The 13,991-nt window shown below is 36.8% G+C and carries 23 protein-coding genes; 6 read left to right on the top strand and 17 right to left on the bottom strand.

From position 1 onward, the window contains the following. Positions 1 to 355 precede the first annotated feature (355 nt). The 11 genes from BN6559_RS16420 to BN6559_RS19345 form a co-directional block, all read right to left on the bottom strand. Positions 356 to 1,636, bottom strand: coding sequence for a ParB/RepB/Spo0J family partition protein (locus tag BN6559_RS16420; RefSeq protein WP_110955738.1), 1,281 nt, complete (start codon positions 1,634 to 1,636; stop codon positions 356 to 358). 1 nt (position 1,637) lies between these two features. Beyond that, positions 1,638 to 2,405, bottom strand: coding sequence for a ParA family protein (locus BN6559_RS16415; RefSeq protein ID WP_110955737.1), 768 nt, complete (start codon positions 2,403 to 2,405; stop codon positions 1,638 to 1,640). Further along, the gene (locus BN6559_RS16410; protein WP_110955736.1) at positions 2,402 to 2,947 is read right to left on the bottom strand and encodes a hypothetical protein; all 546 of its coding nucleotides are present in this window, start codon (positions 2,945 to 2,947) and stop codon (positions 2,402 to 2,404) included. Before BN6559_RS16410 ends, BN6559_RS16415 begins: the two co-directional genes overlap by 4 nt. Positions 2,948 to 2,994: 47 nt before the next feature. Continuing rightward, positions 2,995 to 3,717, bottom strand: coding sequence for a rolling circle replication-associated protein (locus BN6559_RS16405; RefSeq protein ID WP_110955735.1), 723 nt, complete (start codon positions 3,715 to 3,717; stop codon positions 2,995 to 2,997). 205 nt (positions 3,718 to 3,922) lie between these two features. After that, positions 3,923 to 4,255 (bottom strand): hypothetical protein, encoded by a 333-nt coding sequence (locus BN6559_RS16400; RefSeq protein ID WP_199884078.1) that lies wholly within the window; start codon positions 4,253 to 4,255, stop codon positions 3,923 to 3,925. A gap of 61 nt (positions 4,256 to 4,316) precedes the next feature. Further along, a complete protein-coding gene (locus BN6559_RS19350; protein ID WP_199884077.1) occupies positions 4,317 to 4,463 on the bottom strand; it encodes a hypothetical protein in 147 nt (48 codons plus the stop codon). A 2-nt stretch (positions 4,464 to 4,465) separates the two neighbouring features. Beyond that, a complete protein-coding gene (locus BN6559_RS16395) occupies positions 4,466 to 4,669 on the bottom strand; it encodes a hypothetical protein (RefSeq protein WP_110955733.1) in 204 nt (67 codons plus the stop codon). Then, positions 4,650 to 4,868 (bottom strand): hypothetical protein, encoded by a 219-nt coding sequence (locus BN6559_RS16390; RefSeq protein WP_110955732.1) that lies wholly within the window; start codon positions 4,866 to 4,868, stop codon positions 4,650 to 4,652. Before BN6559_RS16390 ends, BN6559_RS16395 begins: the two co-directional genes overlap by 20 nt. Next, complete coding sequence (locus tag BN6559_RS16385) at positions 4,865 to 5,296, bottom strand: DUF5348 domain-containing protein (protein WP_110955731.1); 432 nt, start codon at positions 5,294 to 5,296, stop codon at positions 4,865 to 4,867. The genes BN6559_RS16390 and BN6559_RS16385 overlap by 4 nt, the downstream gene beginning before the upstream one ends. Next, positions 5,289 to 5,501 (bottom strand): hypothetical protein, encoded by a 213-nt coding sequence (locus tag BN6559_RS16380; RefSeq protein ID WP_110955730.1) that lies wholly within the window; start codon positions 5,499 to 5,501, stop codon positions 5,289 to 5,291. The genes BN6559_RS16385 and BN6559_RS16380 overlap by 8 nt, the downstream gene beginning before the upstream one ends. 45 nt (positions 5,502 to 5,546) lie before the next feature. Beyond that, positions 5,547 to 5,696, bottom strand: coding sequence for a hypothetical protein (locus BN6559_RS19345; protein ID WP_199884076.1), 150 nt, complete (start codon positions 5,694 to 5,696; stop codon positions 5,547 to 5,549). 89 nt (positions 5,697 to 5,785) lie between these two features. On the opposite strand from BN6559_RS19345, the gene BN6559_RS16375 reads away from it, so the two are divergent. From BN6559_RS16375 to BN6559_RS16350, 6 genes are all read left to right on the top strand, one after another. Further along, positions 5,786 to 6,460: a 3'-5' exonuclease family protein gene (locus BN6559_RS16375; RefSeq protein ID WP_110955729.1), complete on the top strand. Its 675-nt coding sequence runs from the start codon at positions 5,786 to 5,788 to the stop codon at positions 6,458 to 6,460. 151 nt (positions 6,461 to 6,611) lie between these two features. Next, positions 6,612 to 7,124, top strand: a complete 513-nt coding sequence (locus BN6559_RS16370) for a helix-turn-helix domain-containing protein (protein WP_110955728.1) — start codon at positions 6,612 to 6,614, stop codon at positions 7,122 to 7,124. 108 nt (positions 7,125 to 7,232) lie between these two features. Further along, on the top strand, positions 7,233 to 7,610 hold the full coding sequence (locus BN6559_RS16365; protein ID WP_110955727.1) for a PH domain-containing protein: 378 nt from the start codon (positions 7,233 to 7,235) through the stop codon (positions 7,608 to 7,610). A 107-nt stretch (positions 7,611 to 7,717) separates the two neighbouring features. Beyond that, complete coding sequence (locus BN6559_RS19830) at positions 7,718 to 7,891, top strand: type II toxin-antitoxin system HicA family toxin (protein ID WP_110955726.1); 174 nt, start codon at positions 7,718 to 7,720, stop codon at positions 7,889 to 7,891. 46 nt (positions 7,892 to 7,937) lie between these two features. Then, positions 7,938 to 8,330, top strand: a complete 393-nt coding sequence (locus BN6559_RS16355) for a type II toxin-antitoxin system HicB family antitoxin (protein WP_110955725.1) — start codon at positions 7,938 to 7,940, stop codon at positions 8,328 to 8,330. A gap of 62 nt (positions 8,331 to 8,392) precedes the next feature. Then, the gene (locus BN6559_RS16350; protein ID WP_110955724.1) at positions 8,393 to 9,415 is read left to right on the top strand and encodes a tyrosine-type recombinase/integrase; all 1,023 of its coding nucleotides are present in this window, start codon (positions 8,393 to 8,395) and stop codon (positions 9,413 to 9,415) included. A gap of 157 nt (positions 9,416 to 9,572) precedes the next feature. Here BN6559_RS16350 and rpsI read toward each other — a convergent pair whose 3' ends face one another. The 6 genes from rpsI to BN6559_RS16320 form a co-directional block, all read right to left on the bottom strand. Then, positions 9,573 to 9,965: a 30S ribosomal protein S9 gene (rpsI, locus tag BN6559_RS16345; RefSeq protein WP_110955723.1), complete on the bottom strand. Its 393-nt coding sequence runs from the start codon at positions 9,963 to 9,965 to the stop codon at positions 9,573 to 9,575. 22 nt (positions 9,966 to 9,987) lie between these two features. Then, entirely contained in the window at positions 9,988 to 10,428 is a 441-nt protein-coding gene (gene rplM, locus BN6559_RS16340; protein ID WP_110955722.1) for a 50S ribosomal protein L13, read from the bottom strand. A gap of 306 nt (positions 10,429 to 10,734) precedes the next feature. After that, positions 10,735 to 11,499: a tRNA pseudouridine(38-40) synthase TruA gene (truA, locus tag BN6559_RS16335; RefSeq protein ID WP_110955721.1), complete on the bottom strand. Its 765-nt coding sequence runs from the start codon at positions 11,497 to 11,499 to the stop codon at positions 10,735 to 10,737. Between the two features lies 1 nt (position 11,500). Then, positions 11,501 to 12,304 carry an energy-coupling factor transporter transmembrane component T family protein gene (locus BN6559_RS16330; protein WP_110955720.1) on the bottom strand — a complete coding sequence of 268 codons (804 nt, stop codon included), beginning with the start codon at positions 12,302 to 12,304 and terminating at the stop codon, positions 11,501 to 11,503. Continuing rightward, entirely contained in the window at positions 12,298 to 13,161 is an 864-nt protein-coding gene (locus BN6559_RS16325) for an energy-coupling factor transporter ATPase (RefSeq protein ID WP_110955719.1), read from the bottom strand. The genes BN6559_RS16330 and BN6559_RS16325 overlap by 7 nt, the downstream gene beginning before the upstream one ends. After that, a complete protein-coding gene (locus BN6559_RS16320) occupies positions 13,152 to 13,985 on the bottom strand; it encodes an energy-coupling factor transporter ATPase (RefSeq protein WP_110955718.1) in 834 nt (277 codons plus the stop codon). The genes BN6559_RS16325 and BN6559_RS16320 overlap by 10 nt, the downstream gene beginning before the upstream one ends. Between the last annotated feature and the right edge of the window lie 6 nt (positions 13,986 to 13,991).

The following is a 13,991-nucleotide window of genomic DNA, read 5'->3' as shown; positions in this document are numbered from 1 at the left end:
ACGGTTAATAGTTTTGCCCTCTACCGCTTCTAACTCATAATTACGTACTATTTTCATTACATTCCTCTAAACTGTTGTTCCTCATTGGTTATAAATGTTTCGCAAATCTCCGCACCGCACTTATCACAGTACACAATGAAATTATCCCCACCCAAACAACAAAACTTTTCTGCTTTTCGTTTATATACTAAATGGTGTTTGCAAAATAATCTTTTAAATAATGACTTTAACATTCTCCGTTACCTCGTATCTTGTATTTTATCAGTGGACAAAATCGGTAAATACCAGACTGATCCATACTGATCGGCACCGTTATTTACTGATTTTGTTTTTATACGACAGACATTATGACCGTTTATTCTTTAAATATGTCATTCCCTGTCATATCAAACAGGTCTTGCTTTACCCGCCCAAGGACTTTATTCATATAGTTCACCTTGCAACGTTCAAGTTTCGCAGCTGCTTCGTTCCCATTTTCCTTTTCAATAGCTTCCAGCTTACTGCACCTATCTAAATTTTTCCCAAGCAGATTCATGACGTACTTCGCTGCCGCTATATCCTGATCAATAGAACTTTTGCTTTCCGCTACTTGCTTAGATTCTTCTTTTACAGATTTTTCTATATATCCAACAGAAATTAGCGATTTTTTTATTTCTTCATTCCATGCCGCCATTTCGTTTAGTGCCGCCGCCCGAGCTTCTTCTTTTGTATTATAAGGTTTTTTATACATTGATGGTGAATAGACGTATCCACTATTCCTTGTTTGGCAATCAATTCCGTATCTATACTTTCCATCCTCTGAAAAGTATTTTATTCTTATTTTTGCCTGCGTTTTGTGGCTTTTAGGCAAAATTAATTCTTCCGTAATACTATGTTCCTCCGGTGCTGGCATTGGTTCAAAGCCGTCTATGTTCATGTTTTCAGGCTCTGCTAGGGCTTTTTCTTGATATTCTTTTACTTCTTTCGTAGTTACCTTGCCGCCAGTTTTTTCATATATAGCTTTTTGATCTTCTGCTGACAACTTGGAAAGCTCTACAGCGGTAGTCATGCTTAGATCATTTTTCTTAACGGCTTCTTTTAGTTCCGGGTCTAGGTTTTTATCAATTTGTTGCAGCCGCCCAACTTCTGACTTGGATACATTGAGACATTCGGCAATAATATTTTGCAGTTTGCCCGGTATTTTCTCGCCCCGGTCTTTTTTCTTTTGTAGAAGCTCTGACAATTGACGAACTTCTTCCATTTTTTCTGCAAGATTCTTTTCTCTATGATAATTGGTGACGATAAGCTGTATTTGCTCGTCTTCTTCACTTAACGACGGTGAAATTATGCAAGGCAGCATTTTAAATTGATTTTTCCCTTCTTCGGTAAGTGCTTTACATATAGCGTAACGGCGTTCGCCAGCAATTATTTTGTGCTTTCCATGTCCGTCTGGCGGATTTACTATAAGTGGTTGTAATACACCGTACATTTCAATTGTTGCCTTAACGCTCTGATTTTCTTTTTCAATATCAGGATCATTGGATACACGATAAAAATTCTTTTTATTTGGTTTTAGTTGCTTGATGTCAAGCATAACTATAGATTTTGTTGCCGTCGTTGTTCTTTTGCCCATTGCTGCCAACATATCAAATGCCATTTTATTTACCTTCCCTTTCTAAATATTCGTCTACAAAAGCTATGTAATCTACCGCCGCCCTGTTTCGTTTGGCATAGCGCACGATAGGAATTTGCTGAAAGGTGGATTCTTTCACTTTGACGGTTAAATGGATCATACTTTCAAACAGCTTATTTTGCTTGTCCTGCCGTAAGTGCTGCGCCCCTTCTCTGTCCATCTTGGTGCGACCGTTATATTTTGTGATCAAAACGCCCACAATTTCTATATTGTCATTTAACTCGCTTGCTTTAGCAATCCGTACTTGTTCTTTGATCTTGTCCAATCCATCCAATCCAAAACAATCTATTTCAGTCGGCACAATGATATGATCTGACGCAATAATCGCATTGATCACGTTCGGTGTCATATTTGGGGCGTTGTCAATGATAATGTAGTCAAAATCATTCTCTAAACTACGCAAGCAATCCCGCAAAATTTCTACTTCACTATTTTTTGCAAGTTCAATGTTGGCTTCTGCCAAATCCATTGTCGAAGGTAGAATACTTAAATTTTTATACTTTGTTTCTTTTATTGCCGCCCGCAAGGTTGCTATGTCACCGCCGGACATAAATACATCGGTTATGTTTGGCTGTATTTCTTTATGATCGAAAAAGGCTGATACATTACTTTGAATATCATTGTCCGCGATCAACACCTTCTTACCCTTTTCAGCTAAAACATACGCCATGTTGATTGCTGTCGTAGATTTTCCAACGCCGCCCTTCAAGTTTGCTATGCTTACAATTTTCATCGTTCGTCCTCCGTTTCTTTTTCTAAGTTCATTCCTGATAAAATGCGTATCCAATCGTTATTTTTCCAAACATTGTCGGTCACTTTTGCGATTGCATGGACACCATCGACAATGAGCATATGACCCGCCACGGAAATATTGTCTGAGTTTGACAGCATATCCAGTCTTGCTTGTTTAACTGCTATGTAGGTAAAACCATCTGTAAACAGGTAGCATCCTAGGATTTCAATTCCTGTATTGGTTAGTTTGCTGTTTGCGTCTGCATCATTGAGCCATTCATTGTACCGCTGTTCCCATTCTTCCTGTTCCGGCTCCCGTCTGGAAGCTTCTAGCCCGTCTTTTGTTTTCATGTACCACACGCCAAGCTGTTTAAGTTCCAACTTGCAGCGAATTGAGAAAAATTGTTCGTCCGAAACACTTAGAATAAATTGTCCAGTTATAACGAGATTTCCGGACGAACATTGCATAAGCATAAATTCGCCCAGCCCCAGTACCTGTTTGGCAACTTTTTTTGTGTCGACAAAGAATCTTCTATTTACCACATTTTCCCCTCCTTTATTCACTTTTGTTGATAAATTGTGTATAAGTTTTAATTCCTAACAAATACTATATGTTGACAAGGATATCCGTCCTTGGTGTATCCCTGATAGGTCAGCCGTTTATGTATGTGATAGCCTTTGGGCGGTAAGATCCGGGTGCTGTAGCATTCAGAACGTTTAACCTTTTCTTTTGTTTCGACCGGATTAACTAAATTTGTGCTTGTTCTGATCCGCCCGCTATGTTCGTCAACGTCTTCTTTCTTGAAATACGATGCAAGATTATTACAGTCGTCAATGTCACCGCCGAAAAACTCAATCCTCATTCTGCCAAGTGTCCAGTATTTTTTTATTACTTCCATATCTTCGGCTGTCATGGCGTTCATGAGCATATGACCGTGCGGGCGACCGCGACCTGTCATATTTTCCAGTACGGCTATGTATTTAAGTTCATCCCCTTTCCGCTTATAGTAACGGCGTAGGTTTAACATAAAATTATCAAACATCTTTTTTACTTGATCTTTAGTTGGCACTTTCCCGGCAATGGTCAATGTCAAATACCAGTCCCCGGCTTTGAAATTATTTGCGATCTTTAGGGCTAGTTTTGCAGCAGCATGACGACGATTGATTTCTTTTTGCTGTTCAGGTGTCTGGTAAACTCGCTTCGCTCTTTTTTTTGTTTCTTTTTTTGTTGGCAAAGCATGGTAGGTATAATACAAATCTTTTTCAATAATTCTTCGGTCGAGTGTAGCCCTGATCTTCCTCATATATCCCATGTTGTCAGCCCTTCCGTTTGGATAAAAATACAGTAAAATGTACGAGTTATTAATTACTTTATCAAGGGGTAAAGAGGTCTTAACCTCTGATTTTTTCAGGGCTGACTTTTTACATAATCTGTGATACAATTGATATGTAAATTCTATGTCAGCCTATAAAAACAGCAGCGCTTCCAACACTGCTGTTTTTGCTTTATAGGATTTTTCATTTAACTGCGCCCTGGGCGCGACGGCGGTTTCTTTCGTAGAAACTGCCTTTTTCTTTGTCCATTTCCTTTTTTCTTGCCAACAGCCTTGCCCTTCCGCTTTTACGCTTCTCTGCTTGGATACAATAGCTTAATTCTGCTTTTGTCAGTAATGCTATAAAAGGCTCCCCTTCTGCAAGAGGTCTATCTAACACGTTGATAACGCTTAAACTTATTGCAATTTTTTCCATCATGCACGGTATTGACGAAGCCATGCATTTATTTCCCCAGCGTTTCATTGCCGGATGGCTCTGGCAATTTCTTTCACACCAGATTTTTAAGCATTCTTTCATACTTGATCCTTTCAAGCTGGCATAATGCCATGTTTATTTTTAAATTCTGTCATGAGTTTATTTACATCATTTTCCTGTTGATATGTGCAATGCCAATCGTTGGTTTGGTGCTTGCATACAGTACAATGTGACATGCATACAATGCCTTTATGCTGCCTGCACTGTACGCCCGCCCGGAAGGGGTTGCTACAGATGGCGCAGCTTGCATTACTATAAACTTTTGCTTTTCGCATATGATTTTACTTTGTACCACGTTGGTAATTCGTTTATCTGTATTGCAAATTCAACTTTACCGGTTTTTATGTAATGTATTGTCATGATGTCCGTTATTGTCCCCATCGGCATACCGTTTTTGTTTTTGAGTACGTCTCCGATCTCATACGGACAATATGCGTTAAATGCTGCTAGTTGCATTTTCCGTACCTTCTTCCGTTTCAATCTCTTTAAATGTCATATAATAAATTTCATCATCTGTTGCACCTTTTTCTTTGAGAAAGTTTACAGCAGATTCTTCTGATTCAAACTGCATCAGTTCTCCATTTTCATCAAGCAGATATTCAAGGTCATTCAGAAATATGCCGTTAATGTGTCTGCCGACTATTGTTTTTTTCATCTTATCCTTACCTGTAAACCTTCCAATTCCTCGTCACAGCCAACTGCATAATATTGACCGCCCTTGGCTTCGATTTTTGTTCTGAACCATTCAAATTTATTTTCGTTGTATGGATCACGAAGGATTTCAATGATACTGCCGCAAAAAAATTCAATACTTTCATCTTCCTGTAATGCATACCGCCTATTTTTCTTTTTAAAAAGTCTTCCTTCTTTCCTGATCGGCTTGTTGTAGTATGCAATCAAATTACTTGCGTCATCTAACTTGTCCAGTAATTCATCGAAGAAACTTAACGTACAACGTTCGTCTGCCGTTGCATTTTTGGTACTAAACGAGTCCATGAATTCGGCTAACTCATTTGACAAAGTTTTAATTGTATTTCCTACTCTTTTCACGTCCCAATGAACTTCTTGCATTGATTTATCCATTTTGAATATCCCCTTCGTTTATTTGATTTTTTCCTACTCCAACATACTTTGAAAACAGTTCCGGCGAAATATAATAATTCCACCTATTTCCCATTTTGATCGCTGTGCCAATCGGCAAAAGTTTTCGTTGTAATCCGATTCTTACAAACTGCTGCCCTTTTCCCATAATTTCAGCAGCTCGTTTTACAGAAATTATCTCAGCCATATTTCGCCCTCCTCTTGCGTCAGAAAGGCAAGTCATTGACCTGCCTTATGCTGTTCGCTGCTCTGTTGCTTGTGCAAATCGAATTCCTTGAATGAAAATTTTTACATTCTTTTGTTCTTCCGTGGATAAAGTTTTGATAAACTCTATCATTTCTTCTGCTTCCATTTGTTCTTTCTTATTTAAAATTGTTTCCAAAGTTACCGCCCCCTTTCGACAATTTATTTGTTAATACTAGGAAATGATTCTCTTTTTGTAGAATATTGGTATTGAAAGGATGTGCTTACATGTATGAAGATTTAAATTACACTGCCTTATCTATGCAAATGGCAGGTCGAAGTTCTAAGAGCATTTGCCAACTTGCAATCCGAGTAGTCGAAAACGGTAAAATGATATTCTGTGAATCCTACTTAATTAAACCACCTGATGGACTAAAATTTACTTTCGAAGATTATCATGGTATCACGGAAAAAAGAGTCAAAGACAAGCCAACACTTGATCTAATATGGTCAGAAATAGAACATCATATAAACGGTAAAAATGTTCTAGTATATTGGTTGGAAAAATCTCAAAAATGGTTAGAAAACTCATTAGCCGTTTATAAAATTCCTGCCCCGCAATGCAACTATATTGATATCCTAGACTTGCTAAATGAAAACCGTGAACGTTTTAGCTTTAAGGCTATTGCCAAAAGCATCGACTTTGACGATGATTTTCAGCCGGGTAATTCACGAGATAATGTACAACTTTTTCAAGCTATAATTGATAACCTTATTGAGCGTCGTAGTAAAAAAGTCCAAGAAGCTTTTGGTATAAAGCTTGAATCTCGACATCGGACGAATCCGAAACAAACTACCAAAAATCCTACTTCATTAAATACAGCTACTAAGAATACTGGATGTTTATTGCCAATTTTATTAACTTTAACTTTAGTTTTTTTATTAATTTCTTACACCGTCTAGCAATAGGCGGTGTTTTTTCTATTCTCCTTTCAGTAATTATTTTCTCCCTATGTCAATATATTATCTCCCTAAGGCATTTTTGTCAATGATTATTATAAAAAATATTGACATAGGGAGATTTTTTTATTATTCTTTGTTTGGGGGTGATAAAATGAACACCAGAATAAGGGAACTTCGCAAAAATTTAAAATTAAGTCAACGTGACTTCGGGAAACGTTTAGGGGTGAAAGATAACGCCATATCTAGAATTGAAAGTGGTGAACGCAACCTTACTGATCAGATGTTTCTTTCTATTTGTCGCGAGTTCTCTATTAATGAACACTGGCTTCGTACTGGTGATGGTGAAATGTACATACAGTCCAGTGACTTTTCTTTGGATGAACTTGCCAAGAAAAATAATCTAGTTCCCTTGGAGTTGGATATCATTAAGGATTATATGGAACTGGATGAAAAGACCAGACAGAGCCTGCTTGCTTACTTTAAAAATACTTTTGCAAGACATGCCGAAACAGCAGCTACTGTTACGCCAATTGAGAAAAACTCTAAAAACAGAATGACGGATGAAGAAGTTAAGCAAGAACTTGCTGACTATCAAAAGGAACTAGAAGCAGCACAAAAAGGGCAATCAGCCTTACAAAATTTAGGCGAAGAAAAAAAGGCATAAAAAAAGCCGCCCACGTCGGGCGGTAATTTATTTTCGACATATTTTTACAAAATATCATGTTAATATATTTTATAATTATTTTAGTATCATCTAAAGGAGTTGTTATATATGGAAAAATCTCTACCAGCGAAAGTAGTCGATTGTTTAAGTAAGAAATCAATAAAAGAAAACTATGATCTTTATGGTTATCTCGTTAGTGATGAAGAAGAGATTTTACTTGAATACAAAGCAATGAGGGATCTTCTTATTTTTACAAGTAAAAAAATTATTGCTGTTGATGTTCAAGGACTCACTGGCAAGAAAAAAGAATTTCTAGTTTTACCTTATTCAAAAATGACAGCATTCTCCGTTGAAAGCGCTGGTTCTTTTGATCTTGATGCCGAATGTAAATTGTGGGCTTCCGGAGTTGGTTATATTGAATTGAAGTTTGTACGAGGTACTGACGTACGGGAAATTTCTTCTATCTTGGTAGAGAAAGTAGGATAATATTTGCACTAATAATATATATCATTAAAAGATACGTATTTAATGCGTATCTTTTTCTTGACTTATGCGCATTAAATACGTATAATATAAATGTGAGGTGATAATAGTTGAAGCGAAAGGATTTAATAAAACTCTTTCTAAAAAACAAATGGTATCTCGTAAGGAACGGTGCTAATCACGATGTCTACACAGACGGCATACATACCGAAGCAGTACCGCGACACAACGAAATAAACGAAAACCTCGCAAAAGCAATTATCAAACGTCAAGGACTTAAATAGTCCTTGGCGGTTGATACTATATAAATACTAAGCAGGAGGATTTTATATGAAAGCTGTTTATCCTATCGTTATAACAAAATATGATAATGACTATGTTGTCTATGTACCCGACTTCGATATTAATACCCAAGGTGATAGCGTTGTAAATGCCATAGAAATGGCACGTGATGCAATTGGCGTAACTGGTTGTTATTGGGAAGATGAAAAAAAAGAACTGCCAAACGCCACTACTATTGAAAGTATCGAACATAAGGAAAATGATATTGTCACTCTCGTTGATATTGACTTTTCCGAATATCGCCGAAAAAATGATATGCGCATGGTACGCAAAAATGTTACTATTCCAAGCTGGCTAAATGAAGAAGCCGAAAACGCAAATATTAATTTTTCACAAGTATTACAAGCTGCATTACTAGAACGTGTTGAAAAAAGAGTTTAATATAAATAGCCGCTTAGAGCGTCATACTAAGCGGCTTTTCTTTACGTAGAAAGGGTTTTACTATGAAATTACCTAATGGATATGGATCTGTTCATAAATTGTCCGGCAAACGTCGCAAACCGTGGGCAGTAAGAATTACAGTTGGATACAGCGACGAAGGTAAACAATTATATAAATATCTTGATTATTACGAAAAAAGAGAATTAGCCATTCATGCGCTTGCTGAATACAACGCAAATCCCTATGATCTTTCAAAACGTAAGTTGACGTACGCCGATGTTTTCAGAGAATATTGCGAATATCGTTATACTAGCAAAGGTGTTGATATACCTAATCAATATACTGCCGCATTTAATCGTAGTACTAACTTGCATGATATGATTTTCATCGATATCAGAATGGGTAATATTCAAGAATCAATTGACAATTGCGAAAAAGGTTATGCCAGCAAAAAAAACATTAGAATACTTGCTAATCTGCTTTTTAAATACGCTTTAGCAAATGATTTAGTTGATAAAAATTACGCTGAATTAACTAAACTGCCATTCGAAGAAATTAGCGATAAGCATAAACCTTTCACCGATGAAGAACTAAATATTTTATGGAAAAACACAGAAGATCAAGCTGTAAGGTTTGCATTGATTTTCTGCTATTCTGGATTACGCCCTACCGAATTACTGAAAATAAAAACAAAAAATGTATTTTTGAAAGAACGATATATGTTAGGCGGCATAAAAACTGCTGCGGGGATAAATAGGGTTATCCCTATTGCCGAAAAAATATATGATTTTATTGCTTTTTGGTACAATCCTAATAATGAATTTTTAATTACGGATGAAGCTGGTGAGCATATTAACAATTATGATAAATTGCGTTACAGGTATTGGAATCGAAGTACAATCCTTCGCAACATGGATCATCTTCCACACGACGGACGGCATACTTGCGCAACCAACCTTGACAATGCAAATATTTCTAAGGTAATTATCCAAAGAATACTTGGTCATGCGTCTAAAACTGTAACGGATAAAGTTTATACACATAAAACTATACAACAGCTTATCGAAGCAATCAATTTGATATAAAATAGCATTTATTTTTGTCTATTACGTGTCTATTATTTGTCTATTACCATAAAAAAATTACTGGTTTTTATAGGTTCTAGCTGGTAATTCAAAAATAAAAAACCCTTGGAAACATTGAGTTTCCAAGGGTTTTCGTTTCCATTTAAAATTGTAAAAATTAACGTTTTGAGAACTGAGATGCTTTACGAGCTTTCTTCAAGCCGTATTTGCGACGTTCTTTTTCACGTGGATCACGAGTCAAGAATCCAGCTTTTTTAAGAGCAGGACGGAATTCAGCATCCACTTTAAGAAGCGCACGAGAAATCCCATGACGAATAGCGCCAGCTTGTCCAGACGGACCGCCACCTTCTACTTTCGCGATTACATCATATTTACCAAGAGTTTCAGTCAAGTTTAAAGGTTGTTTAATGATCAATTCAAGAGTTTTCAAACCAAAGTAAGCCTTCAACTCACGATTATTGATAATCACGTTGCCTTCACCTGGAACCAGACGAACTCTGGCAACCGAAGTTTTTCTGCGGCCTGTGCCGTAGTAAGTAACTAATGCCATTAAGATGTTCCTCCTTCCAGTATTATCTTATATTAATTTCAAGTACTTCCGGTTTTTGAGCAGCATGTGGATGCTCAGAACCAGCATATACGTTTAATTTTGTATACATTTGCGCACCTAATCTATTCTTAGGTAACATACCTTTTACAGCCATTTCAACGACTCTTTCAGGTCTGGTTGCCAGCATTTTGCCAGCTGTTGTAAATGTAGTTCCTCCTGGATAACCAGAATGACGGAAATAAGTCTTTTGGATTAATTTCTTTCCAGTGAATACTACTTTATCTGCATTGATCACGATGACATGGTCACCAGTATCAACATGAGGTGTAAAAGTTGGTTTATGTTTACCACGAAGTACTTTTGCAACTTCAGCAGCTAATCTACCTACAGTTTTACCTTCAGCGTCTACAACGTACCATTTACGTTCAATATTAGATACATTTGCCATAAACGTTGTTTTCATTCGACATTCCCCTCCTTGTCACAAACTTTCTAAAGTTTCAATCATAAAAATCATCATTGTGAAGATTTGTCCTGACTTCCGGGGCTAATGGAAATCTCGGTAAAAGCCTCATAAAATCATTTTAATAAAAATAGCAAGTATTGTCAAGCTCTTTTACTAATCTAACACTATGTAGCTACCATATCTTTATCCACATATACTCTGTGGATAATTAACAACAGTAAATATTATATCAATATCCAAATCATTTGTATAGTCTTTCTTAAAATAATTCTATATATTCTACTTTAAATTCTTCAAAATATTTTAATAGTTGACTTTCTTTAAATATAATCCTTGTGCAGGCGCAGTCATTCCGGCTTTGGTTCGATCTTTTCCATCAAGAATTGCCTTAAATTCTTGTGGTGTTATCTTTCCCTTGCCAACATTAACAAGTGTTCCAACAAGATTGCGTACCATGTGATACAAAAAACCATTTCCCCAGAATAAAAATTCTGTCATTTCGCCATTTCGATCGCATCTTGCTTCAAAAATTGTACGAACTGGATGCATGGGTGCACTGCCAGCAGCACGAAAAGCAGAAAAATCATACGTTCCAATAATATATTGCATCGCTTCATTTATTTTATCTAGATTAAGCTCTTTACGAATATACCATGCATATTGGCGTGTAAATGGATTTAATACTTCTCCCTGTTGAATTTTATAAATGTATATTTTATCTTTTGCCGAATGCCGAGCACTAAAATCTGGCGGCATTTCCTCAGCCAAGTACACTACAATATCGGTGGGCAAATGACTATTGACAGCTCTCACTACACGATCGATTGGAATCGTGCCTTTCGTAAAAAAGCTTACAACCTGCCCATAAGCATGTACTCCGGCATCGGTTCTTCCTGATGCCGCCAATTGTATCTGTTCACCAAAAACGATCGCAAGTTTCTTTTCCAATACATTTTGCACAGATACTGCATTATTTTGCCTTTGAAATCCATGATAGTTTCCACCATCATAGGCCATAACTAATTTAATGTTACGTAATTGCATTTTTTTCTCAAGTTTTTCTGCCATATTATAATCCATATACTTTTAATACACACAAGCCCAACAAAAAAATCAGCATAATACCACATGCTTGATAATCTATTGTTCCAATGCGTAAAACTTTCATCCTCGTTCTATTTTCACCACCGCGGTAACAACGTGCTTCCATCGCAACTGCCAGATCATCCGCTCTGCGAAACGCACTGATAAAAAGCGGTACAAGCAATGGAATCATATTCTTAATACGTTTTATGATCCCTCCAGAGCTAAAATCAGCGCCTCTTGATTCTTGTGCCTTCATAATGCGCTCAGTTTCTTCCAGAAGTGTAGGGATAAAGCGCAGTGCAATGGTCATCATCATGGCCAATTCATGCGCTGGCAGACCTATTTTTTTAAATGGTGTTAACAACTTCTCTAAAGCATCCGTTAGTGTTATAGGTGAAGTGGTTAACGTCAATAAGGATGATAAAACAATAAGCAAAATTAAGCGCAGCGACATAAAACTTGCCTGCTGTATCCCCTCCATCGTAATAGAAAACAACCATACTTTTGCAATTGCTTCTCCAGGTGTTGTGAAAATATGAATAAGTACTGTAAATAGAATAATCCACCATAAAGGTTTAATTGATTTTAGAACCATCAAAAATGGTACATTGGATAATCCGATAACAATGATTGTAAATAAACAAATTAGGCCATAGCTTATCGGGCTATTCACAATAAAAATAATTGTAATTAAAGATAAGAGAGCAAGAATTTTCGTTCTAGGATCTAATCGATGAATCAATGAATTGCCCGGGAAATATTGTCCAATTGTGATATCCGCTAACAACTTTTTCTCCCCCCTACTATGCCAATGATATTCTTAACAGCTTGATCAACAGTGAGAAGATTTTCATCAACGTTCAGCCCACTCTTTTTTAACTGACGCAATAAAGTCGTGATCTGCGGTACATCGACACCTGACAATTTTAATTGCTCTGTATGTTTAAAAACTTCTTTTGGGGTTCCATCCAGACAAATACTACCTTCTTGCATAACAATTAAACGATTTGCCATCTTTGCAACATCATCCATATTGTGTGATACTAAAATGATTGTAGTATTCGTTTTTTTATGTAATTCAACAAGTTTAGAAAAAATATCATCGCGTCCGCAAGGATCTAATCCTGCAGCCGGTTCATCCAGAACAAGATAGGATGGTTGAAGCGCAACCACGCCGGCAATGGCTACACGACGCATTTGACCGCCACTCAGTTGAAAAGGAGAACGATCTTTATACAAAGTATAATCTAAATTCACAAATTGCATTGCCCTTCGTACTCTTTTATCCACTTCTTCTTCTGGCAGATCTAGATTACGTGGACCAAATGCAATATCAGCATAAATGGATTCCTCAAATAATTGCTGTTCAGGATATTGAAAAACCATACCAACATTTTTCCTGGCAATTTTAGCGGCTTCACCTTTTTGCCCTAAATCAACGCCATTGACAGTTACGGTTCCTTGGGTTGGTTTTAATAACCCATTCAAATGCTGCACAAGAGTAGATTTGCCTGAACCAGTATGTCCAATGATCGCAATAAATTCACCTTCACCGATTTCTAAATTAATATCATGAATTGCAGTTCGCTCAAAAGGCGTTTTTTGCATATAGGTATACGTCACATTTTTTAAAACTATCGACATAAAGCCACCGCCAATTCATCATTTGTAATAATTTGATCAGGTAATTGGATCCCAGCTTTTTTCAATTGATAAGCAACTTGAGCAGCTAAAGGTACATCTAGCCCCAATTCTTTTAATTTTTCTACTTTTGTAAAAATTTCTTTTGGCGTTCCATCGTCTAATATACTGCCATTTTTCATCACGATTACACGTCCTGCTTCAACGGCCTCTTCCATAAAATGTGTGATGTAGACAACAGTAATACCTAAATTTTTATGTAGATTCTTTACTGTTTCTAATACTTCTATGCGTCCTTGTGGATCAAGCATCGCTGTTGGTTCATCAAGAACTAAACATTTTGTTTTCATTGCCAATACACCTGCAATCGCAACGCGTTGCTTTTGTCCGCCAGATAATAAGTGAGGTGCATGTTTACGATATTTTTCCATGTCGACAGCCTTAAGAGCCTCTTCAACGCGTATTTTAATTTCATCACTTTCTACACCTAAGTTTTCTGGACCAAAGGCAACGTCTTCCTCAACTAGAGTTGCAACAATTTGATTGTCAGGATTTTGAAATACCATGCCTACTTTTTGTCGAATTGTCCACAAAGATTCTGTTTGGTTTGTTTCTAGTTCATCAATTCTACAGCTGCCGCTCGTGGGCAGTAAAAGTGCATTAAAATGTTTTGCTAACGTAGATTTTCCTGATCCATTCGTACCAATAATCGCTACAAATTCACCTTCGTTAATTGTTAAATTAATATCGTGAAGAGCAATAGATTCATTCGCCATATTTTCATTATAAACATGTTGTAAATTTTCAACTCTGATTAATTCTCCCATTCTGCT

The organism is Massilibacillus massiliensis, assembly GCF_900086705.1.
Lineage (GTDB): Bacteria > Bacillota > Negativicutes > FLKF01 > FLKF01 > Massilibacillus > Massilibacillus massiliensis.
This window is presented reverse-complemented; position numbering and strand designations above follow the sequence as displayed.

Excerpts from the sequence above, each read along its gene's own strand:
- BN6559_RS16375 (WP_110955729.1), top strand. The coding sequence starts at position 5,786 with ATGTATGAAGATTTAAATTACACTGCCTTATCTATGCAAATGGCAGGT.
- BN6559_RS16350 (WP_110955724.1), top strand. The coding sequence starts at position 8,393 with ATGAAATTACCTAATGGATATGGATCTGTTCATAAATTGTCCGGCAAA.
- BN6559_RS16390 (WP_110955732.1), bottom strand. The coding sequence starts at position 4,868 with ATGAAAAAAACAATAGTCGGCAGACACATTAACGGCATATTTCTGAAT.
- BN6559_RS16355 (WP_110955725.1), top strand. The coding sequence starts at position 7,938 with ATGAAAGCTGTTTATCCTATCGTTATAACAAAATATGATAATGACTAT.
- BN6559_RS16400 (WP_199884078.1), bottom strand. The coding sequence starts at position 4,255 with ATGAAAGAATGCTTAAAAATCTGGTGTGAAAGAAATTGCCAGAGCCAT.
- BN6559_RS16385 (WP_110955731.1), bottom strand. The coding sequence starts at position 5,296 with ATGGATAAATCAATGCAAGAAGTTCATTGGGACGTGAAAAGAGTAGGA.
- BN6559_RS16325 (WP_110955719.1), bottom strand. The coding sequence starts at position 13,161 with ATGTCGATAGTTTTAAAAAATGTGACGTATACCTATATGCAAAAAACG.
- BN6559_RS16370 (WP_110955728.1), top strand. The coding sequence starts at position 6,612 with ATGAACACCAGAATAAGGGAACTTCGCAAAAATTTAAAATTAAGTCAA.
- BN6559_RS16320 (WP_110955718.1), bottom strand. The coding sequence starts at position 13,985 with ATGGGAGAATTAATCAGAGTTGAAAATTTACAACATGTTTATAATGAA.
- rplM (WP_110955722.1), bottom strand. The coding sequence starts at position 10,428 with ATGAAAACAACGTTTATGGCAAATGTATCTAATATTGAACGTAAATGG.
- rpsI (WP_110955723.1), bottom strand. The coding sequence starts at position 9,965 with ATGGCATTAGTTACTTACTACGGCACAGGCCGCAGAAAAACTTCGGTT.
- BN6559_RS16380 (WP_110955730.1), bottom strand. The coding sequence starts at position 5,501 with ATGGCTGAGATAATTTCTGTAAAACGAGCTGCTGAAATTATGGGAAAA.
- BN6559_RS19350 (WP_199884077.1), bottom strand. The coding sequence starts at position 4,463 with ATGCAAGCTGCGCCATCTGTAGCAACCCCTTCCGGGCGGGCGTACAGT.
- BN6559_RS16365 (WP_110955727.1), top strand. The coding sequence starts at position 7,233 with ATGGAAAAATCTCTACCAGCGAAAGTAGTCGATTGTTTAAGTAAGAAA.
- BN6559_RS16420 (WP_110955738.1), bottom strand. The coding sequence starts at position 1,636 with ATGGCATTTGATATGTTGGCAGCAATGGGCAAAAGAACAACGACGGCA.
- truA (WP_110955721.1), bottom strand. The coding sequence starts at position 11,499 with ATGGCAGAAAAACTTGAGAAAAAAATGCAATTACGTAACATTAAATTA.
- BN6559_RS16405 (WP_110955735.1), bottom strand. The coding sequence starts at position 3,717 with ATGGGATATATGAGGAAGATCAGGGCTACACTCGACCGAAGAATTATT.
- BN6559_RS16395 (WP_110955733.1), bottom strand. The coding sequence starts at position 4,669 with ATGCAACTAGCAGCATTTAACGCATATTGTCCGTATGAGATCGGAGAC.
- BN6559_RS16415 (WP_110955737.1), bottom strand. The coding sequence starts at position 2,405 with ATGAAAATTGTAAGCATAGCAAACTTGAAGGGCGGCGTTGGAAAATCT.